The sequence below is a fragment of the Mycobacterium sp. genome (assembly GCF_035570115.1).
Taxonomy (GTDB): Bacteria; Actinomycetota; Actinomycetes; order Mycobacteriales; family Mycobacteriaceae; genus Mycobacterium.
The window spans coordinates 14,235-38,380 of sequence record NZ_DATMLH010000080.1; the positions used below are offsets into that span (position 1 = coordinate 14,235).

Sequence of the window (24,146 nt, forward strand, 5' to 3'; positions counted from 1 at the left end):
AGGAGAAAATGATGCCAGCGAATCATCGCGTCGGCTGGCTCGGCACGGGCCGGATGGGTGCTGCGATGGCCGCACGCCTGATCTCCGACGGCGCCGCAGTGACGGTCTGGAACCGTACGGCCTCCAAAACCCAGCCACTGGTCGAACAGGGCGCCGACCGCGCCGAGAAGATCAGCGACCTTGGCCAGTGCAACGTCGTGTTCACCTCGGTCAGCTCCTCGCCCGACCTGCTCGCGGTGACGCTGGGCCCCGACGGCCTATTCGACGCGCAGCCCGCGCCGAGCATTGTGGTGGACACCTCAACCGTTTCCGCTGAGGCTGCCGCCGAAGTTCGGGCCGAGGCAGCCAGCCGCGGCATCGGGTTCCTATCGGCACCAATCAGCGGCAACGCCGACGTCGTCGCCGAAACACAGGCGTCGATTATCGCCTCGGGCCCCAGGTCGGTCTTCGACACCGTGCTGCCGTATCTGCGCGCGATTGCGCCCAGCGTGACCTATGCCGGTGCGCACGAAGAGGCGCGCCTGGTCAAACTCGCCCACAACCTATTGGTGGGCATCATCACCGAGTCGTTGGCCGAAGCGACGGTACTGGCCGAGAAGGGCGGCGTGGCCCCATCGGCTTTCCTCGATTTCATCGACGGCTCGGTGCTGGGTTCGGTGTTCATCGCGTACAAGGGCCAAGCGATCCGCAACCGCGACTACGAGCCCACCTTCACCACCGAACTCCTGCGCAAGGACTTCGATCTGGGGCTCGGCGCCGCGCGCTCGCTAGAGGTGCCGATGCCCGTGGCGGCCACCACCTACCAAGCCATCCAGACCGCGATCGGACATGGCTACGGCAAATCCGACTTCGCAGCGTTGTACGAGGTGGCGGCACGAGCCGCCGCACTTCCGAAAGGAGACCATCAGCCATGACCGCTGCAATGAGGGAATCGGGCGGCGTAACGCTCGCGGGCGCACGTGTATTGGTGACCGGCGCCAACCGCGGGCTGGGGAAAGCATTCGTGGAAGAACTGCTCAGTCGCGGCGTGGCGCGCGTCTACGCCGCAGCGCGTAACCCGGACACCGTCGACATCACCGACGACCGGGTCGTTCCCATTCGATTGGACGTCACCAAGCCAGACGATGTCCGCGCCGCGGCCTCGCGCTGTGCCGACGTCACGGTGCTGATCAACAACGCCGGCGCGATGCTGCGGACGCCGTTGTTGGCGGCGCCTGACCTGAGCGCAGCGCGCAGCGAAATGGAAACCAATTACTTTGGGACGCTGGCGATGTGCCGAGAATTCGCACCGGTGCTGGCCAAAAACGGCGGCGGCGCGATAGTCAACGTGTTGTCGGTCGTCAGCTGGCTGGCATCGCCGTTCAACGGCTCCTATGGTGCATCGAAGTCCGCCGCTTGGGCGCTGACGAACGCGATTCGCGTCGAACTGCGGGCGGCCGGAACTCTGGTCCTCGGAGTGCACGCGGGTTGGATTGACACCGACATGGCAGCCGATGTGCCGGAGAGCAAGATTTCTGCCGGCGACGTTGTCCGCCAGACCCTTGATGGCGTCCAGCGCGGAGACGAAGAAGTGCTCACCGACGACGCGACGCGACACGTCAAGGCATCGCTACCCGACGACCAGACATTGCTTTACCCGGATCTCCAGAAGCAGTGGGACGCCGGCGACTGGCCGTGGAAAGACTGACCGACCAACTCGAAAGCTGACTCGTTTTTCAAGCGGCGGCCAGTTCGCGGAAGTAGTCCTTCAGTGACCGGGGTTCTCGGCCGAGGATCGACCGCAACACCAACGGATTGCCACCCGGCAAACCGTGCTTGTCGTAGTGGGCCATCATTCGCCTCATGCCGTCGCGGAACGGCCCTGCGGGCAGGTGCGCGGCGAACCGGTCCAACGGGATCTGAACCGCGGCGATCGGTCGTCCGAGAACCTCGCTGATGATCTCGGCAGTCTCGTGGCTGTCCTGCATTCCGGGCGCGCTCAATTCGAATGTCCCGTAACTGAGCTCGCCGCCGGTCATCGCCATCGCGGCAACCTCGGCGACGTCGCGGTAGTCCACCGAGCACATCTTCGCCGACAGCGAGTAAGGCTGGGTCAACCGGTCATGGCCGACGATGTCGTTCCAGGACAGCTCGAAATTCTGCATGAACCGTGCCGGCTGCAGCACGGTGAAGTCCAGGTCCGAGTTGTAGAGCGCCTCTTCGACGGGCAGCTTTGCGGCACCGTGATTCGTCATCGCCGAGATCGACGGGTGAATGACACCTGAGAATACGAACTTTCGAACTCCGGCGGCCTGAGCGGCCTCGACCATGGCCACACCCATCTCCGCCTCGTCGGCCGTGTGCGCGGGACCGATGTGGAAGAGACCGTCCATCCCGGCGAGCGCGTCGCGAAGGCTGGCCGGTTCGGTGAGGTCCCCGAAGGCCACTTCTGTAGCGCCGTTTTCGCGGGCAATATCTGCTCGCTGTCGAGTACGGACCAAAGCGCGCACCGTAACGCCACGTTGGGTCAGCTCACGCAATACCCAATGAGCGTGGCGCCCGGTTGCTCCCACCATCAAGATCCTCATCGCTGTTCTCCCGTCTAACGCGGAGGTTTTTACTCACTGCTCCAGTACCGCTGCCATCGTCTGGTTGAACGCGGGATAGATGTCGCCGTAAGCGCCGTCCCGCTCGGCAAACCGGAACCCCTTGACGCGCTCCACGATGATCTCGTCGGCCTGCGGCTGTGCCTGCAAAAGCGTCATCGTCTCGGCGACGTACTCATCGCACGGCATTCCCTTCGGGTCGAATCCGCGATCGCCCTGTAAACCAGTCTGCACTTGCGGCGGAATGATCTCGATGACCTGGACGGAGGTTTCGCGAAGTTGGAAACGCAGCGACTGGGTGTAAGAGTGCAGCGCTGCTTTGGTGGCGCAATACGTCGGTGTGAGCGCGCTCGGCATGAACGCCAGCCCGGACGTGACGTTGAGGATTGCCGCGTGTGGCTTGCCCAGCAGCCGTTGCAGCAACGCCGCGGTGAGCCGGATGGGGCCCAACAGGTTAATCGCGACGGTCTGTTCCGCCGTCCCGGGGCCACCGCCGGCGAGGTCCTCGACGCGCTGGATGCCGGCATTGTTGACGATGACGTTGAGGTCCGGATAGCTGTCGTTGAGTTCGATGGCGAATCGCCGGATATCGGCGGGGTCGCCTTGATCCAGCGACAGGTGCTGGATGCCCGGGTTGGCTTCGGCGACCGCCTGAAGCGGTTCTTGACGTCGGCCGGCGATGACGACCTGGTTGCCCAACCGGTGAAATGACTCGGCCAAGCCGCGGCCGATCCCGGTGCCCCCGCCGGTCACCAGGATGGTGTTGCCCGTCATCTGCATGGCGTTCTCCTCCTGCTCTTCGCGTCACTTCCTGCTACCTGCATACCCTGTCGCGGCGGACCCGCGGCGTGACGGGCTGACAATCATGTCGGTGCGCTGAACTAGCCTGTAACCGTGGCGCAGTTTCCGCGGACTCGCTACGCCAGTTGCAGCGAGGTCGATATCGCCTACCAGGTATTGGGCGACGGACCGACCGACGTGCTGGTGCTGCCGGGGCCGTCCATCCCTATCGACACGATCGACGCCGAGCCGTCGATGTACCGCTTTCACCGGCGGCTGGCATCCTTCAGCCGGGTGATCCGGCTCGACCAGCGCGGGGTCGGCATGTCGTCACGCGTTTCGTTGGACGTGATCGGGCCTAAGTTCTGGGCAAAAGACGCCATCGCGGTGATGGATGCCATCGGAAGCGAGCGGGCGACGATTTTCGCCCCCGGGTTCGCCTCGATGACCGGACTCATCCTGGCGGCCGACTATCCCGAGCGGGTGAGCAACCTGGTGATCGTCAACGGGGCGGCCCGGACGCTTCGCGCTCCCGACTACCCGATGGGGTTTGAGATCGTCGAGGAAGACCCCTACACGACGGTGGCGATGGAGCCGGATGCCGTTGACCAGGGCTTCGACATGCTCGGTTTCATCGCGCCCAGCATGGTCGACGACAACGCATTCCGCTCGTGGTGGGACATGGCCGGAAACCGGGCGGCCTCACCCAGCATGGCCCGCGCCATCATCCTGACCGTCAGGCATTGCGATGTCCGTGACACGCTGCCGCGGATCACCGCGCCGACGCTCGTCGTGCACCGCGAGGACTCGGAGTTCTGCCCAGTCGATAACGGCCGGTACATCGCTGAGCACATCACCGGAGCACACCTCATCGAGCTTCCCGGAGCAGACGCTTTGTACTGGGTTGGCGACACCGCCCCGATGCTCGACGAGATCGAGGAATTCGTCACTGGCGTCCGAGGGGGCTTCGGCGCCGAGCGGGTGCTCACCACCATCATGTTCACAGACATCGTCGGCTCGACCGAGCGCGCCGCGGTGCTCGGCGACGGCCGGTGGCGGGACCTGCTGGACAACCACGACACCATCGTGCGTCACGACCTCGAACGGTTCGGCGGTTTCGAAGTGAACACCGCCGGTGACGGATTCGTCGCGTCCTTCCCCAGCCCGAGCGCCGCGATCGCGTGCGCCGACTCCCTTGTCGACGCGATCCGGGTGCTCGGCATCGAGATTCGGGTGGGTATTCACGCCGGCGAGGTCGAAGTGCGCGGTGACGATGTCGCCGGGATGGCTGTGCATATCGGCGCGCGCGTCGCGGCGCTGGCCGGGCCCAGCGAGGTGCTGGTGTCATCGACGGTTCGCGACATCGTCACCGGTTCTCGGCACCGGTTCGCCGACCGCGGCGAGCACGACCTCAAAGGCGTGCCAGGCCAATGGAGTCTGTGCGCTCTCGAGCGGACCCGCGCGACGGTCAAGCAGTCGTGAGCCGCGCCGCGACGATGCAGAGCGCAAGCGATGTGGGGGTACCACCCAGCCGCGCAGCGGCGAGGGGGAGAGGAGCGGCGCCAATAAGCCTCGCCACCATGCATTCACAGCGGGGACACATTTTGCCCCGATAGGCTCGGCAGCATGCCACCGCGACTGAACCTTTTCACTAATCGCGAGCGCGCCAACTCATTTGGCGGTGCAGCACAAAACTATGACACCTATCGTCCGCGCTATCCCGATCAACTGATCGACGACGTGCTGGCGCCCGGTGCTCGCCGCGTGCTCGAGGCGGGCGCCGGCACCGGTATTGCCTCGATGCAGTTCATCGAACGAGGCGCCGACCTTCTTGCGGTCGAGCCCGATACCCGCATGGCCGCCGTCGCCCAGGCAAAGGGCATCCCGGTTGAAATCGCGACATTCGAGCAGTGGGAGCCTGCGGGGCGTCGATTCGACCGCGTGGTGTTCGCGGCATCGTTTCATTGGGTCGATCCCGCGGCGGCGCTGCCCAAGGTACGCGGCATCCTCGACGACGGCGGGCAGCTGGCGCTCATATGGAACCGGTTGAGACCCACCAGACCTACCCGTGCGGAGTTCGAATCGATCTACCGGGACTACATGAACGTCGAACGGCGCAGCACCGACGGCAATCCCGACGAAATCGTCGACCTACTCACCGCCGCGGGCTTCACCGTCACCCAGCGACGCTATCCGCATGACCTGCACTACTCCGCGCAGCAGTGGGTCGATATCGCGTTCACCTTTTCCCATCAGCTGATACTTCCCGCCGACAAGGCGTCCGAGCTTCGGGCACGGCTCATCGAACGGATCGGGTCCATGGGCGTGGCGGTCGGCGGCGATGCAGTGGCGATCCTCGCCACGCCGGCATAACCGCTGCGGCTACACCGTCGACTATACGGAAAATACTGTCCCGGTTTCTTTTTCGCCGAACTCGAACACCTTCGCCGCCGCTTCGTAATCACACGCGACGGCGGACCGGCCGATCAGAACCGGGCCGCCCTGTAGGCCGAGCCGGCCGTCGACACCCACATAACTGCCAGGCGGAATCGGCTCGCTGATGCAATACAGCGTCGGCGCGGCGCCTTCTTCGATGTCGTTGCCAAACCTGTTTGCCAACACCCCGACCACCCGATGGAAACCCGCCATCACTGGCGTGTCGGATACGTGGGACAGATTGGACGACACCCAACCTGGGTGCGTGAGCTGGGTCGTGACCCGCGACTGCGCCGCCCGCAACCGGCGGTCGAGTTCGAGGCCCCACAACATCACCGCAAGTTTCGAACGCGCGTATGCCGGATACGCCGCCCAACGGTGCGAGCGCAGATGCATGTCGTCGAGCCGCAGGGTCGCCGATTTATGGGCATCGGACCCGACGTTGATGATCTGCGAGCGCACCCGCCCCAACAGCAGGTTCGTCAACGCGAACGGGCCCAAAAAGTTTGTACCCATTGTCATCTCGAAGCCGTCCACGGTGTCGGTCCGGTGCTGGACGACTGCCCCGGCGTTATTGATCAAAATGTCGACGTCGCCGTCGAGTTGGTCGGGGAATGCGCGTACCGACGACAGGTCCGCGAGATCGAGTTCGGCGATCGACGTAGAGCCGCCGATCTCGGCGGCGCGCTGTGCGCCCAGCTCGGTGTTGCGGACGGCCATGATCACGTGTGCGCCCGCGCGAGCGAGCAGACGCGCGGTTCCGAGGCCGACGCCATTGGTCGCTCCGGTCACGATGATCCGCTTGCCGGTCAGGTTGCCGAGTCGGCTCGGCGACCACACTGTCGTCACTGTCTTTCTCCCTCGTCAATCCGAGACTAGACCGCGGTGGGCCGAGTAGCGCGGGTGGAACCGTCCGGAGGTCCGGCGTAGGCTGCGAGCAGAGCCGCGCTGTCCAGGCAATGACGGCTTCGATTCCGTAAACGCCTGCAGAACTTGATATTTCATCGAAGGAACACGCGAGGAGTGGCGCGAATGACCGATGTGAACACGACGTTGCCCCCTGCTTTACACAGGGCGCTGGACCTGCTCATCGATCCGCCGACCGAACCGGATGTCAGCAAGGGCTATCTCGACCTACTGAATGGCTCGGCCGAGGATGTGGGCCCGGCCAAGAACACCGGTCCCATACAGGCGGCATGGGCATCGCCGCTCGGGTCGATGCTTTACGACAATGCACAGGCGATCACACGCAGGTTTATGGCGGTATGGCATTTCCCGCTCGAGTGGTTGAACATCCCGCAAGGCGGGATCGCGTTGGACGTCGGATCCGGTCCCGGCTCCATAACTGCCGCGCTGGCTCGCGCCGCAGGACCCGACGGGCTCGCCTTGGGCGTGGACATCTCCGTGCCGATGCTGGCGCGGGCGGTGCGCGCCGAAGCCGGACCGCAGGTCGGCTTTCTGCGGGCTGATGCACAGCGGCTGCCGCTGCGCGACCAGACCGTCGATGCAGCGGTCTCGATCGCCGTTCTCCAGCTCATACCTGACCCGGTGGCAACGCTGTCCGAGATCGCCCGGGTCCTGCGGCCGGGCGGGCGACTGGCGGTGATGGTCCCGACCGTCGGGCGTGCCGCCCAGCTGTGGAACAAGCTGCCGAACGTCGGGGCCTATGTCTTCGGCGAAGACGAAATCGGCGACATCCTGGAAGACCACGGCTTTGCGAGCGTGCGGACCAAGAACGTCGGCACCGTCCAGTGGGTGCGCGCCAAACGCGGGTGACACCGCGGACCGGCACGCCTCGTCATACCAGAGGGTGGTTTTCTCGCACTCCCCCGTACATGCCCCATCGGACGATCAACGGCATCACCACGCGTTCGACCGACCACGACGGGAAGCGCAGGGCATGACCGGTCGGGAAGAAGACCTCGAGCCCGTTGGGCTGAATACCTAGTAACGAGCCCCACCTTCGCCCCGGCGCTCGAAATCTGCGCAGCCGTCGACCTGCGAGCTCGGCGCGAATGTTACGGGCCACCAGCGCATCCCCGCGGTTGCGGGCGGAGCTGCGCAGCGGGTCGGTAGCCGCGACGTCTCCGATCGCGAACACACCAGGATGGCCGGCCACCCGCAGTTCGGGCGTCACGCGAACGAAGCCGTGCTCGTCGAGCACCTCCGGTGGCAGCCAATCGGTGTTGGGTTGCACCCGCCCTATCGCCCACAGCACGGCGTCGGCCGTGGCCGCGGGTTGTCCCGTGCTCCAGTGCACCGGCGCGCTGGTGATCTCGTCGCCGGCAAAGCCGTTGGCGAGCGCGGCGCGGTGCCCTGGGTGAAGGCCAACGCCGAGGCCGCTCAGCCGACTGTGAATGCGCTTCCAAATCCGCGGGTGATAGGCGCCCAAAGCCCGCTCGCCCGGAAAGTACAGGTCGATCTGTTTGTCCGGCCAGGTGGTTGCCATATTGGCGGCGCTGGTGACCGCTGCCGCGCCGCCACCCACGACGATCACCGATGTCGCGGCAGCCACCCGGTTGTGCGCAGCGCGCAGATCGGCGCCGATCTCCGCAGCCGACTGCATGCTCGCGCGGCGCCAGAAGCCGTTGCTGACTCCAGTGGCGATGACCAGCGCGTCATATCCCTCGGCGAATGTCCCGGCGTCGTCACGCCGACCAGAGACGGTTCGGGCGGCCAGGTCGAGTCCGGTCAGTGTGCCCTGAATGATCCGCACCCGATCCAGCCGGCGGAATCTGTCGAAGGGGATCCAGTAGTCGCGGGCCCAGTCATCGGGGCGGGACAACCGGACGCCGAGTTCCTGGCCGCTGACCAGTCCCGGTTTGACGGAGATACCGACGACGTCGGCGTGACGAGAGAGCCTGATCGCGGTGAGGATACCGACGTCCCCCAGCCCCGCGACGATGACGCGTTTGCGGCTCATGCGGGCAAACTGTAACACGTTCTAACTATGTGCTGGTCCGGCATCGGCTTGACGCTTTCCGTCATTGCGGGGCGGATTCTGATGAGTTTCCTTCATTCTCACGGTCCGTCGGCCGTCGGCTTCATGCTGACTGCGACAGAGCCCGCGGAGAGGAAATCCGACCATGACTGCTACAGCCCCAGCGGCGTCGACGAGTGAGACGACATTCGATCCGACCGTCGCTCTCGATGCACTACTCGCCGATGTCGGTTTGTCGGTCGCTGATGCTGGTGGCCAGGTGACATTTGCCGGCCAGGATCCGATCATTGCGGCTCGCCACCGGCTCGCCGCCGCGATGGGTATCCCGATGATGGGCAACGCGATTGCCGCGGCAGCACTGCACCGCCATCGCGGCGGTCCCGGGCAGGATCTGCACCTGGACCTACGCCAGGCGGTACACCACATCAATCCCAGCTTTGCCTGGAAGCCAACGCTGGCCGGCGAATTCCCCTCGATCGCGCTGGTGTTGGATAACCCTTTTGCGCTGATTCCCTACCGCACCCGCGACGAACGCACGGTGATGGCCTCGGCGGTGTATCCGCATCAGTCTGCCAACTGGTGCCGCTTCCTCAACGTGCCGCCTGACTTCACCAAAGTCGCTGAGGTGTTTGGCAATTGGGATGCCTTCGAACTGGAGGAGGCCGCCAATGCGGCCGGCCTGCCGGCGTGTGTGGCCCGAAGCCCCGAGGAGTGGCTGGCCCATCCGCACGGCGCATTGCTGGCCAGCCAGCCCGTCATCGGCTTGACCCGCATCGGGGACGCACCGCCGCGCGAGCTGGGCCCGTCCGACCGGCCGTTCGGCGGGGTGCGGGTGTTGTCGTTCACCCATGCGATCGCCGGGCCCACGGTGGGACGCGTGCTGGCCGAGCAGGGCGCCGACGTTCTGGGTGCGACCCGCCCGAATGATTTTGAGCACGACTGGGTCTACTTCGAAGCCAACATCGGATCCCGCAGCGCCTGGCTGGATTTGACCAAAGACAGCGGAAAGGCCGACGTCGACCGGTTGCTCGGCGACGCACACGTCGTGGTCAACAACCACCGCGGCCGCAAACTAGAGAAGCTCGGGATCGACCCCCTCGAGCTTGCGCAGACTCATCCGGGGCTGGTGCACGTCTCGGTCACGGCCTACGGATCGGCCGGACCATGGGCCAACCGCGGCGGCTTCGACATGAACGGGTCGGCGGCCTCCGGACTGATGGTGATCGAAGGCGGCACCGACCATCCCCAGCTGCCGCCCACCGGGCTGATCAACGACTTCGTCACCGGCTACATGGGCGCGCTGGGCGCGGCCGCCGGCCTGATCAAACAACAAACCGAAGGCGGCAGCTGGCACGTCACCGTCAACCTCACCCGCAATGCCATGTGGTACCAAACCCTGGGATTGGTCGACCCTGGCGACGCCGGTCGCGACGACGAGCACACCATCGGCCTCCCCGACGCCTACGACGCCGACACCCCGATGGGGCGGGTCCACATGCTCGCCCCACCGGTGAGCTTCAGCCACACACCACCCCGCTGGCCCGATCCCATCCTGGTCCCTCGTGGGTCCAGCCAGCCCGAATGGTCCAGCATCAACCATTAGAGAGCGACAATTGTCGCGTGGGCGATGGGGTAGACGAGCTGGATGTCGCGTTGCTCGATGCGTTGCACCTCAATCCGCTGGCCAGCTTCGAAGAGCTAGGCGCGGTCCTAGATGTTTCGCCGGTCACCGCGGCGAGGCGGTGGCGTCGGCTGGTCTCCACCGGCCGGGCATGGGTGTCCTCTGCGCCCGGCCCCCAGCTGCCGATCAAGGCCGCGCTGTTCGAAGCCGAGTGCCAACCCGGCGCCGCGTCGGCCGTGGCTGACGAGTTCGCCGCGATACCACAGGTGTTCAGCGTCAACATCACGACGGGTAGAGACAACATCTACGCCTTGGTGGTTGCCGCCGATCAACCGCTGCTGGCCGAGTTGCTGGTCGACACACTGCCGGCAGTCTCCGGCCTGAACCGCTTCCAATCGGCGCTCCTCACCCAGTTGTTCAGCGGGACGCGCTGGCGCCTCGGCGGTTTGAGTCCGGATCAGGTTCGGGCGGTGACACCCGAACCTGCGAAGACCAATCCGCCGCATGAATTCGACGCGTTCGATCGCGAGCTGTTCTTGGCGCTGCAACGCGACGGCCGGCTCAGTTTCCGTGATCTGGCCGCGGCGGCCGGGCGGCCGGAACCGACCGTGCGCCGCCGCATGAACCTGTTAACCAAGGCCGGAATGCTGTTGTTCCGAACGGATTTCGCACGGGTGCAAGCGGGTTGGCCAACCGCGGTCGCGCTCAAGCTCAGTGTGACCGGGTCAGCGGTGGCCGCGGTGGGCCGCACACTGGTCCGATATCCGGAGACCCGGTTCTGTGTCGCGGTCACCGGCGGCGGAACGGCCGACATCTTCGTCACGATGCAGCTGCACAACGTATCCGACCTCGACCCGGTGGTTCATCGATTGTCAGCCGAACACCCGGGTGTGACAGTGCTCGACAGCCGCGTGGTGCTGCGCTCCGTCAAGTCGTGGGGACGGCTACTCGGGCTCGACGGACGCGCACAGGACGTCGTCCCCGTGGACCTCTGGGCGCCAGTGACCTGAGGTCAGGGACGGTTGGGCGCCGGCTGCTGCCCACGGTTCGAGATTCCTGCCAAGACAATGAGCCGGAACCGTCGGATATTAGACACGAGCGAAGTACAATCCGGCGTGTGATGACCCCGTCAAACCCCTGGGGGAACGAACGCGGGCAGCTATCGCATCGGTTGCAGGTGCACAATCAGATCCTCCGCCGCAGGCAGGCGCGACGATTGAGTCGACGGTTCGAGCGGGTCGGCGTCAACACCTCGCCCGAGCGGCTCCGGCAGATGCTGGCGGGTGCGCCCGTCACCGCTGGCGAGGTGACGGACGTCAATTTCGCCTTCATCGTGACTCAGCTGAAACGGGAACAGTTCGCCGCGAAATTCAAGCGCCTGAAACGCCGCGGTGCGCGGTCGCTCATCTTTGTCGGCCTGGTTCTTGTCACGCTGAACTTTTTGTTCTGCATGGCCTATTTCATGTTCAGCTTGACCCTTGAGACCGCGCCGTTGTGATTCGCCGCGTCTGATCGTGGATCAATCGTTGACGTCGGGGAAGGTCGCGGCGGCGAGCTGGAGAATTTCCTCGCGATCGGTGGTCAAGATGAACCCTGACTGGATCGATGAGTCCAGCGCCGCAGTGAAGCGTTCCAGATAGTCCGCAACCCCGCCGGGGTAGAGCCGGCGCACGGCGGCGGCGTCCAACGGTTCGCCGGAGCCGAAAATCGACGACATCGTGCTCTCCTCGGTGCCGACACCGGAAGTCCGGGCAATCGGCACGTCAGCCCACGGCGTCCGGACGCCGCCCCGCGCGAGCCCGTTCGCATCGAGAACGGGCTGGGGTGGCTCGGCATCGCTGAGTTCGATGGGTGCGGCACTGGTCGCCGGCCGGCCGGTGCGCACCCACTGGCAGAGCTGCGATAGCGCCGCCTGCAGAACGTAGTGGTGCTGCGGTGCGAAGTTGATGAAGTGATCCAGTTGATGACCCATCAACATGTTGGTCGGCGCGTAGGCCGCGACGATATCGGTCAGCGCCGCAGAGCCGGTGTCGATCGGCGCCACGAGGATCGTGTAGTTGTCGGCATGAGCGGTGCCGGCGATCTCCCAAACCCGAAGCTGTTGGCTATCAGGCTGTCTCGCGCTGTAGTAGCCTTGTCGCCGACCACCGAAAAGATCTGTTTCAGTGATGATGGTGACGAGCGGGACACGCAGGTCTGGACGAAATCTCACCGCCTGGGATGCGCTGCTGTCCAGCACGTCGAAAATCGAGCCGCCGTCCAGTGGCGCGGCTGGCCCGAATCGCGAATGCACCAAGAAGCCGTCGTAGACCTGGGCGAGCGGGTCGACGGCGTTGATGTATGTCGTCAGGAACAGCGCGGATTGCGACTCACCCAGAGCAACGACGTGTTCGGCCCGTAGTTCGCGAAGAACGCCATTGCGCTGCCCATCCCTGATGATTCGACCGGCCTGGGTGAAGATGTCGTAGCTGAACGCATCGCCGGGATGCCGCAGGGCCGCATACCGTTTCGGATCCTGGCTTTTCAGCGACATGTCCAGGCCCATCAAGTTCATGCCGCCCTCGACGCCGACCCGTTGGGCAGACACCGCGACGTAGGCGTAGCCGGCGCGAACCATTTCGCGGTGCGCCATCATCCACACTGCCGGAGCGTCGATGCCGCCGCTCACATTCAGCCACTCAACGAGTACCGTCCCGTTGAATTGCGTCCGATCCGCCGGCGTCAGCATGACCATCCGGGTGGCGAAATCGGCCGAGTCTGCGGGCGTCACGCTCCACCGGCCGTCGGGGCCGAGTTCGGCTGCCGACCTGAAGGACGACGCTGTCCCGGAGATGAAGAACTCCTCGACGACATAACCCAAGCCGGCCACGTCGAAGGCGCCCAACAGGAGTGCGGGTTTACCCGGCGCCGGCGTGATGGCTAGCTGATCCGCCACGGTGTCACCACGACTAACAGTGAAAGGCACGCAGCCGGAACGCCACTGATCGGCACGTGCACATCATAGCTTCAACGGCCCAACCTGCTGACCCTCGGGCCGCCTACCGGGGGCTGGCCGCGTCGGGAATCAATTCCAGATCGTGTGGTGTTGAGGTTTGTCATGAGCGCGACCCAGCCGCTGCTGCGGCCCTACCGGATGGGTCAGCTGGAGCTGGCCAACCGGATCGTGATGGCGCCGTTAACCCGTTCGCGCGCAACCGATCCCGATCTGGTGCCGACCCGACTACATGTGGACTACTATTCCCAGCGTGCATCGGCAGGTCTGATCATCACCGAAGGCACCTGGATCAGTCGGCAAGCCATCGGATGGCATGACGTGCCGGGGCTGTTCACCGACGCGCAGGTGCGCGGGTGGGCCGAGGTCACCGACGCCGTCCATCGTGCGGGGGGTGTGATCTTCGCCCAGCTCTGGCACACCGGCGCTCTGTCGCACCCCGAACTGCTCGGCGGCGCAGCGCCATTGGCGCCGTCAGCGGTCAACCCGCAGTTGCATTCGCCCACGGCCGTCGGCAACAAGCCGACCGTCGTGCCGCGAGCCATGTCCAAAGCCGACATTCGGGCGACCATCGGCGATTTCGCCGCTGCAGCCGGCAACGCAGTGCGGGCCGGATTCGACGGCGTTCAGCTGCAAGCCGGGTTCAACTACCTGATCAGCCAGTTCCTGAACCCAGCCACCAACCTGCGCGACGACGAGTACGGCGGCTCCATCGAAAACCGGGCGCGGATTCTCTTCGACATCCTTGACGCCGTTGCCGAGCGTATTGACATCGGCCGTGTCGGTGTCAAGGCGGGGCCGGCCTGGGGCGAGCGAGGTGCATTCCGTTCCACCGCAGACACATTGGCGACGGGTGAATATGTCGCCGAAGGCCTGAACACCTACCCGCTTGCGCACTGGCTGCTGATGGGCGCGATGGCCGACCTCGGCGGCGGTCCTTTGGCCTCATTGCAGGGTGACGGGATGTTCGCCCACTTCCGTCCCCGATACCGCGGCACGCTCATCGCCAACGTCGGCATGACCCGCGAACGGGGCAATCAGCTCATCACAGAGGGGTCGGTCGACCTGGTCGCGTTCGGTGAGCCGTTCATCGCCAACCCCGATCTGCCGGCGCGCTTCGCCGCCCTTGCGCCAATCGAACAATCCGATCGCGCTTCGCACTACACGCCCGGCGCGCGAGGCTACACAGACTATCCCACCTACCAACCGCAGATCGTGGGGAGGAACTGAACGGTCGGGCCGCGACGAAATCGACGCCGGCAAAAGCGATTCCGGCTGTCTGTTCGTTACGCCGCTGCCACTTTGCGCCGCCGGACACCGGCGACCGGTATTGGGCTGTTGCTCACCACGCTTAACCCGCCAAGGCGCCGCCACGAGCGGATAGCGTTGCGCGTGACTTCCAGGATCCGGGCCGCTCCGGCTTCCCCGTTTGCCAATCTGTGTGCGCGCAGGGCGTTGCCCGTCACCGCATCCAAGGTGTCCCAATCGTCGGTCTCAACAAGTGCGCTCGATTGGTATGCGGCCCGGATGGCATAGAGTTCGGCGCCCTGTGACGTCTCACTGACGGCGCGGGCAGCGCGCGCGGCCCTGTCCCAGTCGGCGATCGGCGGCGTGTCCCCAGGGGCAAGCTTGCGATGTAGCTCGGCGATCGCGGTGATCGCTTCGGTCGCCGCGCCGTCGGTGTATCTGACGACGCCCCACGGTGGGCTGATCAGCAGCTTGGTTACCCAGATGTGCATGACGTCATCGACGACATCGGCGGTTCCTACCGTCAGCCAACCGAGGTCGAGTACCACAAGGCTGTCCTCGGGTGACAAGTAACCGTCCGGTCCGGCCAGCAAGTCATTGCACAACTGAACGAACGAGGCCAGCGGGCGCGCTGATGTCGCGGGAAAGTCGGTGATCTGCTCATCGCCGTTGATGTATGAAATCGCGTTCATGGCACACCCTTTGCCGGATCCCGGCTGGTGGGAGCCCCTGGCTAGTCGCAACGGATGAGTGATGCGGTCAAGGTCCATTTGAGTTGCTTCCTAAGCGTTTTCGAACGTAACGGCCCGGAGTCGGAGATGGATATCGTATGGCAAGGCAATTCGTTAACGGTCGCGACACGACGACAGCCGTGCCGTTGGGCATGCGGGAGCCGGCTCGGTTGGGGGCGACTCAAATCAAAACTCAGAGCTCATCTGAGAAGTCGGCAGTGAGCCAGCGGTCGGGGCGGACGGTGAACAGCACGGTGTTCTGACCCTCCATGCTGCGGACGAACGCGCGTCCGGCTTCCTCGCCGAGGTAACGGATGGCGATGGCTTCTCGCACCTCCACCGGTGTGGGCGTGGTGTCGACGACGGTGCCCTCCACGACCACGTATTGGTACGGCGGCTCCTCGTTCTGGACGACCAGCGTCACGGCGCCGGCCCGCTCGATGAGCTTGGACTTGCGCGCGCCCGCGCCGGTGTTGATCCGAATGTGCCCGCCAGGCGTGTAGTCATACCACATCGGGACACTGGCCGGCGGGCGGCCGTCGGCGGCCACGGACAGCACGGCCACATGCTTCGCTGCAAGGAACTCTTGACGCTCGGTCTCGGTGAAAGCTTTCATACGCGGCTCAACGCGTGGAGTCGGCGAGGCTATTCCGCCGTTTCCCGGCGGGATGTGCCATTACTTGTCCAAAGCGAGGATCAGCTTGCCGGTGTTTTCTCCGCGGAACAGCCGCAGCAGCGTCCCAGGAAAGTCACCGATATCGCCGTGCTCGATGTGCTCGTGCGACCGCAGTTCGCCGGAATTGAGCCACTTCGCCAGTTGCGCAACGCCGTCCGGGTAACGATTGGCGTAGTCGAAGATGACAAAGCCGGTCATGGATGCACGCGCGACCAGCAACTGCATGTAGTTGGACGGTCCCCGCGGACTGTCGTTGTACTGCGACACCGCACCGCAGAGGACGATACGAGCGCCGCCGGCGAGTCGGTTCAGGGCGGCTTCCAGCGTTGCACCGCCGACATTGTCGAAAAAGACATCGACGCGGTCGGGTGCGTGGGTCTTCAGCTCGGCGCGCAGGTCGGCGCTCTTGTAGTCGATTGCGGCGTCGAAACCGACGTCCTCGACGAGCCAGCGGCACTTTTGCTCGCCGCCGGCGATACCGACGGCTCGGCAACCCTTGATCCGCGCGATCTGTCCCACGATGCTGCCCACCGAACCGGCCGCGCCGGACACCAGCACGGTTTGGCCCGGTTCAGGTCTTCCGACGTCGAGCAATCCGAAATAGGCGGTCAGACCGCTGATGCCGAGAACCCCCAGATGCACGGTAGCCGGTGCCACGGTGGTGTCGATTTTGTTCACGTCCGCGCCGTTGGACAGTGCAAAACTCTGGACGCCGAAGATCCCGGACACCTCGTCCCCTACCGCGAATCCGGGATGGCGTGATTCGACGACGTGCCCGACGCCGAGCGCCCGCATCACCTCGCCGATCTCCACCGGCGGCACATACGAGCGGCCGGCGTTCATCCAGGTGCGCATTGCCGGATCGATCGATAGATAGTCGACCTTGACGACGAATTCGCCCTCGGAGGCAACGGGTCTGGGCTCCTCAACGATCGTCCAGTCGGCGGCCTTCGGCAACTCCACTGGACGCGCGGCCAGCCGGCATTGGGTGTTCACAGCGTTCACGAGGCGGTCTCCGGGTCTGGTGAGGTGACACGACAACTTTGCGCGGCGCACTGCAGTGCGGCCCGACCGGCCGGGTCTTCGGCAGTTACCGGTATCGCCGCGACGGTGTCTGCCCCGGCTTCACGATAAGCGCGCAGCCGGGCGCTGACCTGATCCGGAGTACCGACTGCGGCCAACTGCTCGGCCAGCTCGAGGGGAATCGCCGCAGCCAACTCCGACCGGCGCGCGCCGCTGCGGGCCCGCTTGACGAGTTCGGCGGACCCGAGCTCGCAGAACATCTCGCCGTAGCCGGGTGGGGCAAGGTAAACGGTCAGCTGATTGGCTAACTGCCGTAGTGCGGCCGCACCGGGTTGGACGGCGACCGGTACCCACACCGTCAGGTGCGGCGACGGGCGACCCGCCGCCGCGCCGTGATGGTCGAGCTGTTGGCGCACCTGCGCGACCCGCTGCGGCGACGCCAGATTGAGCACCACCTCGTCGGCGAGCCGCGCCGCGAGCCGCGTCATGATCGGGCCGAACGCGCCGACTCCTATGCGGGTGTCCGGGAGCGGGTGCCGCAGCCGAAATCCGTGGCTGCGGACAAAGCGCCCGCCATAGTCGGCGCGCTCGCCACGCAGGATCGGCCGGAGGCATTGGATTGTTTCGCGCATGCGCGCTGCACTGTGCGACCACTCGCGGTCATGCCACCCTCCCACGATGATTGGGCTGGAGGCGCCCAGCGCGACGTCGACCTGACAGCCGGTGAGGGTCGCCACCGAGCTGGCTCCCAACGCGATCGCTGCCGGGTTTCGCACGCTGATCGGCAACGGTCCCACGTTCAGCCGTAATTCCGGTGCGCGCATACCGATCGCGGTGGCTAAAGCGAAGGCGTCGAAGCTCACCATTTCGCCGATCCACAGTCCGGTCAGTCCAGCCTCGGCGGCGGCCGTGGCGATGTCCAGCGCCTCCTCGTCGGGCCGGTCCAGCCAAAACGGCAGCACCACTTCGATCGGCGCCCTCACAGCATTGCCGCCTCGGTGGCCTGGCCGAGCAGGATGCGGCCGGGCAGCTCGCGCGATGCCTCATTCACCTGGAAGTGCGCGGTGGCGGTGAAGGCGTCGCGAAAGCGCCGCTGCAATGGTGCGCCGTCGTAGATGGCGCTGCCCCCGGCGAGGTCATACATCGTGCGCACCACGTCGGCCGAGACGCGCACCCCGTGCGTGGCGGCCAGCCGTATTCGCGCGCGCGCCTCCAACGGAACGCTAGGTCCGTCCTGACTTGCCTGCCACGCCGTGTCGATGGCCTGGTAGTACCCCGCCCGCGCAGCTTCCAATGCCGACTCGGCAGAGGCGACCGCCGCCTGGATAGTGGACCGCTCGGCAAGCGTGCGACTGGCTGCGACGCCCTTTTTGGTGCCGGCGAGGTCGACGAAATTGTCGATCGCCGCACGCGCGTTTCCCATCGCGGCCGCGGTGATGCACGCGGCGAAGAATCCGAACGGCGGGAATCGGTACAGCGGCCGGTCGATCACCGGCCCGTCGAATATCGAGACCACCCGCTCATTCGGGACAAAAACCTCGTCGGCGACGGTGTCGTGACTGCCGGTGCCACGGAGGCCGAGGGTGTGCCAGGTGTCCAGGATCTGTAGCTGCTCGGTCGGCAACGCCACCACGGCCGGGCGATCCTCGAGGACGCAGCCGGCGAACAGTACGTCGGCGTGGGTAATGCCGCTGCAGAATGCCCACCGCCCCGACACCACGACGCCGCCGGGCACGCGACGGGCCTTGCCCTGCGGCGCCCACACGCCGGCGGCCACGCCGCGTCCGTCGCCAAACAGCTCGTCACGGCTCACCGGCGGCAGATAGGCAACCAGCAGGCTGCTGGTGATCGCGATCGACACGCACCAGCCCGCCGACGCGTCGCCGCGCGCCACCTCCTCGGCGCAGCGCAGTGCCGTGCCGGCAGGAAGCTCCAGAGCGTCGACCTCCACCGGCGCCCCCGCTCGCAGCAGACCCGAATCTCGCAGGGCGCTCACCAGTTCGGCGGGAAGTCTGCGTTCGGAGTCGATTTGATCTGCCATGCCACGTGCTGAATCGGCGATCTCGCGGGCCCGCAACACAACGGGCATGGTGGCGACTTCGGTGTTCTGCATACTGCCTCACTTTGCGCAGACGAGCTGGGTGGTTCAATTATCTTACCGCATGCGGTTCAGATTATGAACCGGTAGATTATGAGAACCATGGACTACCCCGACCTGTCCCACCGCTTCCAAGGCGAGTCCGTTGCCCGGGCGCTGGAGGTCGTCGGCGAACGTTGGACACTGCTGATCCTGCGCGAGATGTTCTTTGGGGTCCGCCGTTTTGGCCAGTTGGCTCGTAACCTGCAGATTCCGCGGCCCACGCTGTCGTCACGCCTACGCACCCTCGTCGAAAACGGGCTGCTGGAAAAGGTGCCCTACGCGCGGGATCCCGACCGTCACGAATACCGGCTGACCGCCTCCGGCCGAGACCTGTTCGCCGCGATCGTGGTGCTCATGCAGTGGGGCGATCAACACCTTTCGCAGCCCAAGGGTCCGCCGATCGTGTTGCGTCACCAGCCATGCGGGCACATCGCCGACCCGGTCCTGGTGTGCTCGCACTGCCACAAGAAGATCACCGCACGCAACGTCACCCCCGAGCCCGGACCCGGCTTCCGGACCGAGCAGCCCGCGCTCACCGGTACGCCGCTCAGGCGACCCGAAAAACCGGATAAAGATCGACGATCCGCTCGAACTCGGTAAGCGGCGCGTGACGGTCGACCGGGAAAAACGGGCGCGCCCCGGCCGCCACTTCGAGGTATCGACGCAAGATCGCGGCGCGGTTATCGGACAGGTCCTCTACCAAAGACACGTCTTCGGGTCGACCGCGTCGCAATACCGCATGGCCATCGGCCCGCAGGTTGCGCGCCCAATTCGTCTTCTGGCCGAGCATGGCCACCAGATAGCGCTCGCCCTGGTAGTCGGCGACGACCACCGGGAACGAAATCATCCGCCCCGACTTATGACCACGCACTTCCAGTGTGGCGGCTCCGCCAGGTCCGATGCCGGCCGCAAAACTCAAGGCGCCCAAACGGTTTCCGATGCGCGCCGTCCACCCGGGACGGCCGCCACGATACTGCCATCGTTGGATCGAACTTATGACACCACGCAGCATGTCTTCACACTACTGCGGGCTCGCTGACCGACGAACGGTTACATCTGCGCCCAAACGATTTTCGTCTGCAGGTAAGTCTCAATGCCGGCCTTGCCTGATTCATAGCCCCAGCCGGATTGCTTGTAGCCGCCGAACGGCATCGAGTGGTCGAACTGCATCTGACAGTTCAGGCCCACGGTGCCGGCCTTCAGCCGCTTGGCCAACCGGTGTGCACGGCCCAGGTCGTCGGTCCAGGTGGTGGCGGCCAGCCCGTAGGTGCTGTTGTTGGCCAGCGCGATGGCTTCGTCCTCGTCGTCAAACGGCAGGATCGTGACCACCGGCCCGAAGATCTCCTCCTGGAACAGCCGGCTGGAATCGGGGTCGACGTTCGTGACGACCGTCGGGTGCACGAAGTACCCCTTGCGGTCGAGGCGATGCCCGCCGGTAACGAGCTCCACGCCGTCAGACTTGCCCTGGTCGAGATAACCCAGCACGCGGGTGAGCTGCTTCTGGCTGATCAGCGGACCGACCATGGCGCCCTCGTCCTTGGGACCACCCAGCTGCATGACGTTGGCCATGTTGGCGATGCCCTCGACGACCCGCTCGTAGACACCGCGCTGGGCGAAGATGCGTGACCCGCACACGCAGGCCTGGCCGGAATGGATGAAAGTGCCGAACGACGCCATCGGAATTGCCGAGTCCAGATTGGCGTCGTCGAAAATCACTACCGGGGACTTGCCGCCGAGCTCCAGCGTGACCTTGTTGAGGTTGCTGTCCGCCGCGGCGTGCACGATCGCCCGGCCGACCTCGGTCGACCCGGTGAACGCGACCTTCTCGACGTCGGGGTGCGCAGTGATGGCCGCACCGGCGGTGTGGCCGTAGCCGTTGACCAGGTTGACGACGCCGTCGGGTACGCCGGCCTCGGCCAGGATCCGATCCAGCACCAGCGCCGAAAGCGGTGTCTCCTCAGCGGGTTTGACGACGCTGCTGCAACCGGCGGCCAGCGACGGCGCGAGCTTGGCGCAGAAATTGAACACCGGGCCGTTCCACGGGAAGATCAGCCCGACCACGCCGTAGGGCTCTCGCAGGGTGTAGGTGTGCATGTGCGAGTCGACGCCGGTCAGGCCCCCCGTATTCACGTCACGCGCGATGCCGTCGATCTTCGTGCACCACCCGGCGTAGTAGCGAAACCACTCGGATCCAACCTTGGTGATGATCTGCGCCTGAGCCGGCGGGATGCCGGCGTTGAGCGATTCGAGCTCCGCGAGGATGTCCGCATTTTCATCGATCAGATCGGCGACCCGCCACAACACCTTGGCCCTGTCGTAATCGGGCAGGCCCGACCACACCCCCGACTCGGCCGTCGCCTTCGCACGGGCGACCGCGTCGTTGATCGCTTCGGGGCCGCAATCGGTGAACTCAGTGATCTGCTCTTCGGTGGCGGGGTCGATGATCGGAATCACGTCGCCGGTGCCGGGTCGCTTACGGATGTCCTCCAGCACAGCCTGCACCGTCATAGACGTAGCCCTTTCGCCTCGCTGCGACTCTATCTCTGTAGAGATGGAGTCATGAGTCTAGCTCAGAGCCCACGCGGTACACGAGAGAGGTCCCGAGCCGCAGGGCCCGGTACGGCGTTACTTCCAGGCGAAGACCGGTTGCTCCAGCTCGTCGACCGGATCGTGGCGCCCCTCCAGGCATAGCCAGCGCAGTTGCAGCAGCACAGCACCTGTCGGTGCGTGGATAAGGTCGTTGCCCAGCGGTATCTGCACCACCGGCCGTGGGCTTTCGGGGATGGTGATGAATCGCGGCGAGTCCTCGCGCTGCAGTTGGTGGAGTCCCACGCGGTATACCGCCACGACCTCGTCGGGCGCCGGTCGAGGGTCGAGCCGTCCGCCGCCCCAGATCACGACCGGGGTGATGACGTATCCGGATCGAGTCGGATAGTCGTCAAGCATGCCCAACACGGTCGGATCGACCAGTTCGACGCCAACCTCCTCGGCCAGCTCCCGCAGTGCTGCGTCGACCGCGCTTTCCCCCGGGTCCACACGACCGCCGGGAAGTGCCCACTGCGCCGCGTGTGAGTTGAGACGCGAGGCCCTGCGGCACAACAGGAACGCGGCGCCGCCCGATACGTTCGTCATGCGGCCGTCGAGGCCGGCCTCGGGCATCGGGCGTCCGGCGATCCAGTCGTCCACCGGTGCCGGATCAATCCTGTCCTCCCCGACCTCTGAGTCGACGAGCAGCACCGCGACGGCCGCGTGCCGCTTCGTCGGGTCGGCGACGACGCGACGGTCATGGTCCGCCAAATGGACCCTGATCTGCTCGCGCAGCACGTCGTCATATCGGATCGGCATCTCCCGAGCCTAGGCGCAGCGGCGCGGTCTCGAATTCCAATGTGCTAGCAGAAGAGCTGATTAACTGGTCGAGATGGCTGACATCACCGAGGTGATCCGCGCTGACCATGACTGGTTCCGCGAACGGTTCGCCAAGCTGGACGATCTGCGAGCGCAGACGTCGATCGACCATGCCGCACTCGAGCGCGTATGGCGTCCCCTTGGCGAGAAGCTTGACCTGCACGCCTACATCGAAGAGAAGATCTTCTATCCGCAGCTGCTCAAGCGCGGCGCGGACGATCCCGAAGGCGAGACGCTCGACGCCATCGGCGATCACAACGACATTCGCGATGGAGTGCGCGCCGCGAACGCGGCGACCGTCGGCACCGACCAATGGTGGGCGGCGGTCGGCCAAACCCGCAAGGCCAACGACGACCATATGAGCGAAGAGGAACGGGAAGGACTTTCAGACTTCCACCGCCATGCCCCCGTCGGCCTTCGTGAATCGCTCGGGCGACAGTACAGCGAGTTCATGGCCCAACATCGCACCACCAAGGGAATACCAATCATCGACCGCGATCCGCAACGCTACGTCGAGGAACTCGAGAACACCTCGCCGTCCCAACGCACGGACTACTCGCTGCGCATCGGCAGCCTGAAAGGCGAATGATCCGGAGCACCATGCCGTACGCATCGACGTCCTCGGCGCATACGCCTTGCCCGGCAGATAAAGAAGTTCGGCGTGCATGCACGCCGAACTTGCCGATCGTCAGCGACTCACTGCCGAGTCGCTGACAATCGCACCCTTTATCTAGTTATCCACGAACCGCTTACTCGGGGCGGTCTAGCCGTGGCCGGAGCCGCAGCCGACGCCCGGAAGACAGCCGACACCACCCGGCACGCCACCCGGACCCGCGAACTGTCCGCCGGAGCCACAGCCAACGCCGGGGACGCAGCCCTGCCCACCGGGACCGCCACCGGGGCCGGTGAATTGGCCGCCGGAGCCGCAGTTGCCATTCGCGTCACACCCACCGCCGCCTGGATCTTGCTTGAAGACCACATGCGTCGGTGCCGTGCCGGTCATCGCCGGGCCGGCTGCGAAAGCTTCAGCTGACGCCACAGGCGTAACAGCAATCGCCGCAGCAACAGCTCCACCAATTACCAGCGGTTTCATCAGACTCAATTTCGCTAACATGCGCGTCGTGTACCCACTTCCACATATGTGCAAAACATCAATATCGAAAATAGCTTACGCAGCCCTGGAGGCGATTTCGGTCTTCAGCGAGCGGGCCCGTCGAAGCTTCAGTCTCGGTGGTTCACGATGTTGATCACGTTGCCGTCCGGGGCCCGGACGAAGAACCGGCGCAGGCCCCATGCCTCTGTACTCAATGGATGCACGATGTCGTAGCCGAGTTTCCGAGCCTCCGCGTAGGCAGCGTCGATGTCGTCCGTGCAGACGGAAATCACCGAGTCTTCAGCGGCGGTCTCATCCCGCGTTACGAGCTGAACGACCGCCCTGCGGTCGGCCGAGGTATACCGGGCCACCCAACCCATGTTGAACTCCTCGTTGGTCAGTCCGAGGTAGTCGGCGTAGAAGCTCTTGGCCGCCTCAATATCGGCCCCTCGAAGGTTGGCCATCACTTTTGTAG

General features: G+C 65.2%; 25 protein-coding genes and 1 pseudogene. 11 read left to right on the top strand and 15 right to left on the bottom strand.

Going from position 1 to position 24,146, the window contains the following annotated elements:
• Positions 1-11 precede the first annotated feature (11 nt).
• Together VNW74_RS06130 and VNW74_RS06135 are read left to right on the top strand one after the other, a co-directional pair.
• Entirely contained in the window at positions 12-914 is a 903-nt protein-coding gene (locus VNW74_RS06130) for an NAD(P)-dependent oxidoreductase (RefSeq protein WP_325675707.1), read from the top strand.
• Positions 911-1,687: an SDR family oxidoreductase gene (locus VNW74_RS06135; RefSeq protein WP_325675708.1), complete on the top strand. Its 777-nt coding sequence runs from the start codon at positions 911-913 to the stop codon at positions 1,685-1,687. The genes VNW74_RS06130 and VNW74_RS06135 overlap by 4 nt, the downstream gene beginning before the upstream one ends.
• A 28-nt stretch (positions 1,688-1,715) precedes the next feature.
• Here the strand turns inward: VNW74_RS06135 and VNW74_RS06140 are convergent, their stop codons facing one another.
• Both VNW74_RS06140 and VNW74_RS06145 read right to left on the bottom strand, forming a co-directional pair.
• Positions 1,716-2,567, bottom strand: coding sequence for an SDR family oxidoreductase (locus tag VNW74_RS06140; RefSeq protein WP_325675709.1), 852 nt, complete (start codon positions 2,565-2,567; stop codon positions 1,716-1,718).
• A 33-nt stretch (positions 2,568-2,600) separates the two neighbouring features.
• Positions 2,601-3,365 (bottom strand): SDR family oxidoreductase, encoded by a 765-nt coding sequence (locus VNW74_RS06145; RefSeq protein ID WP_325675710.1) that lies wholly within the window; start codon positions 3,363-3,365, stop codon positions 2,601-2,603.
• Between the two features lie 114 nt (positions 3,366-3,479).
• Here VNW74_RS06145 and VNW74_RS06150 point away from each other — a divergent pair, with 114 nt between their 5' ends.
• Both VNW74_RS06150 and VNW74_RS06155 read left to right on the top strand, forming a co-directional pair.
• Positions 3,480-4,847 carry an adenylate/guanylate cyclase domain-containing protein gene (locus tag VNW74_RS06150; RefSeq protein WP_325675711.1) on the top strand — a complete coding sequence of 456 codons (1,368 nt, stop codon included), beginning with the start codon at positions 3,480-3,482 and terminating at the stop codon, positions 4,845-4,847.
• 144 nt (positions 4,848-4,991) lie between these two features.
• A complete protein-coding gene (locus VNW74_RS06155; RefSeq protein ID WP_325675712.1) occupies positions 4,992-5,738 on the top strand; it encodes a class I SAM-dependent methyltransferase in 747 nt (248 codons plus the stop codon).
• A gap of 21 nt (positions 5,739-5,759) precedes the next feature.
• Here the strand turns inward: VNW74_RS06155 and VNW74_RS06160 are convergent, their stop codons facing one another.
• Positions 5,760-6,650, bottom strand: coding sequence for an SDR family NAD(P)-dependent oxidoreductase (locus tag VNW74_RS06160; protein ID WP_325675713.1), 891 nt, complete (start codon positions 6,648-6,650; stop codon positions 5,760-5,762).
• 183 nt (positions 6,651-6,833) lie between these two features.
• On the opposite strand from VNW74_RS06160, the gene VNW74_RS06165 reads away from it, so the two are divergent.
• Positions 6,834-7,577, top strand: a complete 744-nt coding sequence (locus tag VNW74_RS06165; protein ID WP_325675714.1) for a methyltransferase domain-containing protein — start codon at positions 6,834-6,836, stop codon at positions 7,575-7,577.
• A gap of 22 nt (positions 7,578-7,599) precedes the next feature.
• Here the strand turns inward: VNW74_RS06165 and VNW74_RS06170 are convergent, their stop codons facing one another.
• A complete protein-coding gene (locus VNW74_RS06170; RefSeq protein ID WP_325675715.1) occupies positions 7,600-8,724 on the bottom strand; it encodes an FAD-dependent oxidoreductase in 1,125 nt (374 codons plus the stop codon).
• A 163-nt stretch (positions 8,725-8,887) separates the two neighbouring features.
• On the opposite strand from VNW74_RS06170, the gene VNW74_RS06175 reads away from it, so the two are divergent.
• From VNW74_RS06175 to VNW74_RS06185, 3 genes are all read left to right on the top strand, one after another.
• Positions 8,888-10,345, top strand: coding sequence for a CoA transferase (locus tag VNW74_RS06175; RefSeq protein ID WP_325675716.1), 1,458 nt, complete (start codon positions 8,888-8,890; stop codon positions 10,343-10,345).
• A 17-nt stretch (positions 10,346-10,362) separates the two neighbouring features.
• Complete coding sequence (locus VNW74_RS06180; RefSeq protein WP_325675717.1) at positions 10,363-11,373, top strand: Lrp/AsnC family transcriptional regulator; 1,011 nt, start codon at positions 10,363-10,365, stop codon at positions 11,371-11,373.
• Positions 11,374-11,483: 110 nt separating this feature from the next.
• Positions 11,484-11,861, top strand: a complete 378-nt coding sequence (locus VNW74_RS06185) for a hypothetical protein (RefSeq protein ID WP_325675733.1) — start codon at positions 11,484-11,486, stop codon at positions 11,859-11,861.
• Between the two features lie 21 nt (positions 11,862-11,882).
• Here VNW74_RS06185 and VNW74_RS06190 read toward each other — a convergent pair whose 3' ends face one another.
• Positions 11,883-13,298, bottom strand: a complete 1,416-nt coding sequence (locus VNW74_RS06190; protein WP_325675718.1) for an alpha/beta hydrolase domain-containing protein — start codon at positions 13,296-13,298, stop codon at positions 11,883-11,885.
• A gap of 162 nt (positions 13,299-13,460) precedes the next feature.
• Between VNW74_RS06190 and VNW74_RS06195 the strand changes: the two genes are divergently transcribed.
• Positions 13,461-14,585 carry an alkene reductase gene (locus tag VNW74_RS06195; RefSeq protein WP_325675719.1) on the top strand — a complete coding sequence of 375 codons (1,125 nt, stop codon included), beginning with the start codon at positions 13,461-13,463 and terminating at the stop codon, positions 14,583-14,585.
• 56 nt (positions 14,586-14,641) lie between these two features.
• Here VNW74_RS06195 and VNW74_RS06200 read toward each other — a convergent pair whose 3' ends face one another.
• The 5 genes from VNW74_RS06200 to VNW74_RS06220 all read right to left on the bottom strand — a co-directional run bounded on the left by VNW74_RS06200 (position 14,642) and on the right by VNW74_RS06220 (position 19,146).
• The gene (locus VNW74_RS06200) at positions 14,642-15,295 is read right to left on the bottom strand and encodes a hypothetical protein (protein WP_325675720.1); all 654 of its coding nucleotides are present in this window, start codon (positions 15,293-15,295) and stop codon (positions 14,642-14,644) included.
• Between the two features lie 232 nt (positions 15,296-15,527).
• Complete coding sequence (locus VNW74_RS06205) at positions 15,528-15,950, bottom strand: pyridoxamine 5'-phosphate oxidase family protein (RefSeq protein WP_325675721.1); 423 nt, start codon at positions 15,948-15,950, stop codon at positions 15,528-15,530.
• A gap of 60 nt (positions 15,951-16,010) precedes the next feature.
• A complete protein-coding gene (locus tag VNW74_RS06210; RefSeq protein WP_325675722.1) occupies positions 16,011-17,015 on the bottom strand; it encodes an NADP-dependent oxidoreductase in 1,005 nt (334 codons plus the stop codon).
• Positions 17,012-18,016: an LLM class F420-dependent oxidoreductase gene (locus tag VNW74_RS06215; protein ID WP_325675723.1), complete on the bottom strand. Its 1,005-nt coding sequence runs from the start codon at positions 18,014-18,016 to the stop codon at positions 17,012-17,014. Before VNW74_RS06215 ends, VNW74_RS06210 begins: the two co-directional genes overlap by 4 nt.
• Complete coding sequence (locus VNW74_RS06220) at positions 18,013-19,146, bottom strand: acyl-CoA dehydrogenase family protein (RefSeq protein ID WP_325675724.1); 1,134 nt, start codon at positions 19,144-19,146, stop codon at positions 18,013-18,015. Before VNW74_RS06220 ends, VNW74_RS06215 begins: the two co-directional genes overlap by 4 nt.
• Before the next feature lie 87 nt (positions 19,147-19,233).
• Between VNW74_RS06220 and VNW74_RS06225 the strand changes: the two are divergent.
• Positions 19,234-19,695: pseudogene (locus VNW74_RS06225) on the top strand (winged helix-turn-helix transcriptional regulator); the annotation flags it as partial.
• Between the two features lie 25 nt (positions 19,696-19,720).
• Here VNW74_RS06225 and VNW74_RS06230 read toward each other — a convergent pair.
• The 3 genes from VNW74_RS06230 to VNW74_RS06240 all read right to left on the bottom strand — a co-directional run bounded on the left by VNW74_RS06230 (position 19,721) and on the right by VNW74_RS06240 (position 22,518).
• Positions 19,721-20,185, bottom strand: coding sequence for a nitroreductase/quinone reductase family protein (locus VNW74_RS06230; RefSeq protein WP_325675725.1), 465 nt, complete (start codon positions 20,183-20,185; stop codon positions 19,721-19,723).
• A gap of 38 nt (positions 20,186-20,223) precedes the next feature.
• Positions 20,224-21,681 carry an aldehyde dehydrogenase family protein gene (locus tag VNW74_RS06235; RefSeq protein ID WP_325675726.1) on the bottom strand — a complete coding sequence of 486 codons (1,458 nt, stop codon included), beginning with the start codon at positions 21,679-21,681 and terminating at the stop codon, positions 20,224-20,226.
• Between the two features lie 117 nt (positions 21,682-21,798).
• Entirely contained in the window at positions 21,799-22,518 is a 720-nt protein-coding gene (locus VNW74_RS06240) for a CoA pyrophosphatase (RefSeq protein ID WP_325675727.1), read from the bottom strand.
• A 73-nt stretch (positions 22,519-22,591) separates the two neighbouring features.
• Here VNW74_RS06240 and VNW74_RS06245 point away from each other — a divergent pair, with 73 nt between their 5' ends.
• Complete coding sequence (locus tag VNW74_RS06245; RefSeq protein WP_325675728.1) at positions 22,592-23,167, top strand: hemerythrin domain-containing protein; 576 nt, start codon at positions 22,592-22,594, stop codon at positions 23,165-23,167.
• Between the two features lie 174 nt (positions 23,168-23,341).
• Here VNW74_RS06245 and VNW74_RS06250 read toward each other — a convergent pair whose 3' ends face one another.
• Positions 23,342-23,671 (bottom strand): PE-PGRS family protein, encoded by a 330-nt coding sequence (locus VNW74_RS06250; RefSeq protein WP_325675729.1) that lies wholly within the window; start codon positions 23,669-23,671, stop codon positions 23,342-23,344.
• 128 nt (positions 23,672-23,799) lie between these two features.
• A complete protein-coding gene (locus tag VNW74_RS06255) occupies positions 23,800-24,138 on the bottom strand; it encodes a VOC family protein (RefSeq protein ID WP_325675734.1) in 339 nt (112 codons plus the stop codon).
• Positions 24,139-24,146 lie beyond the last annotated feature (8 nt).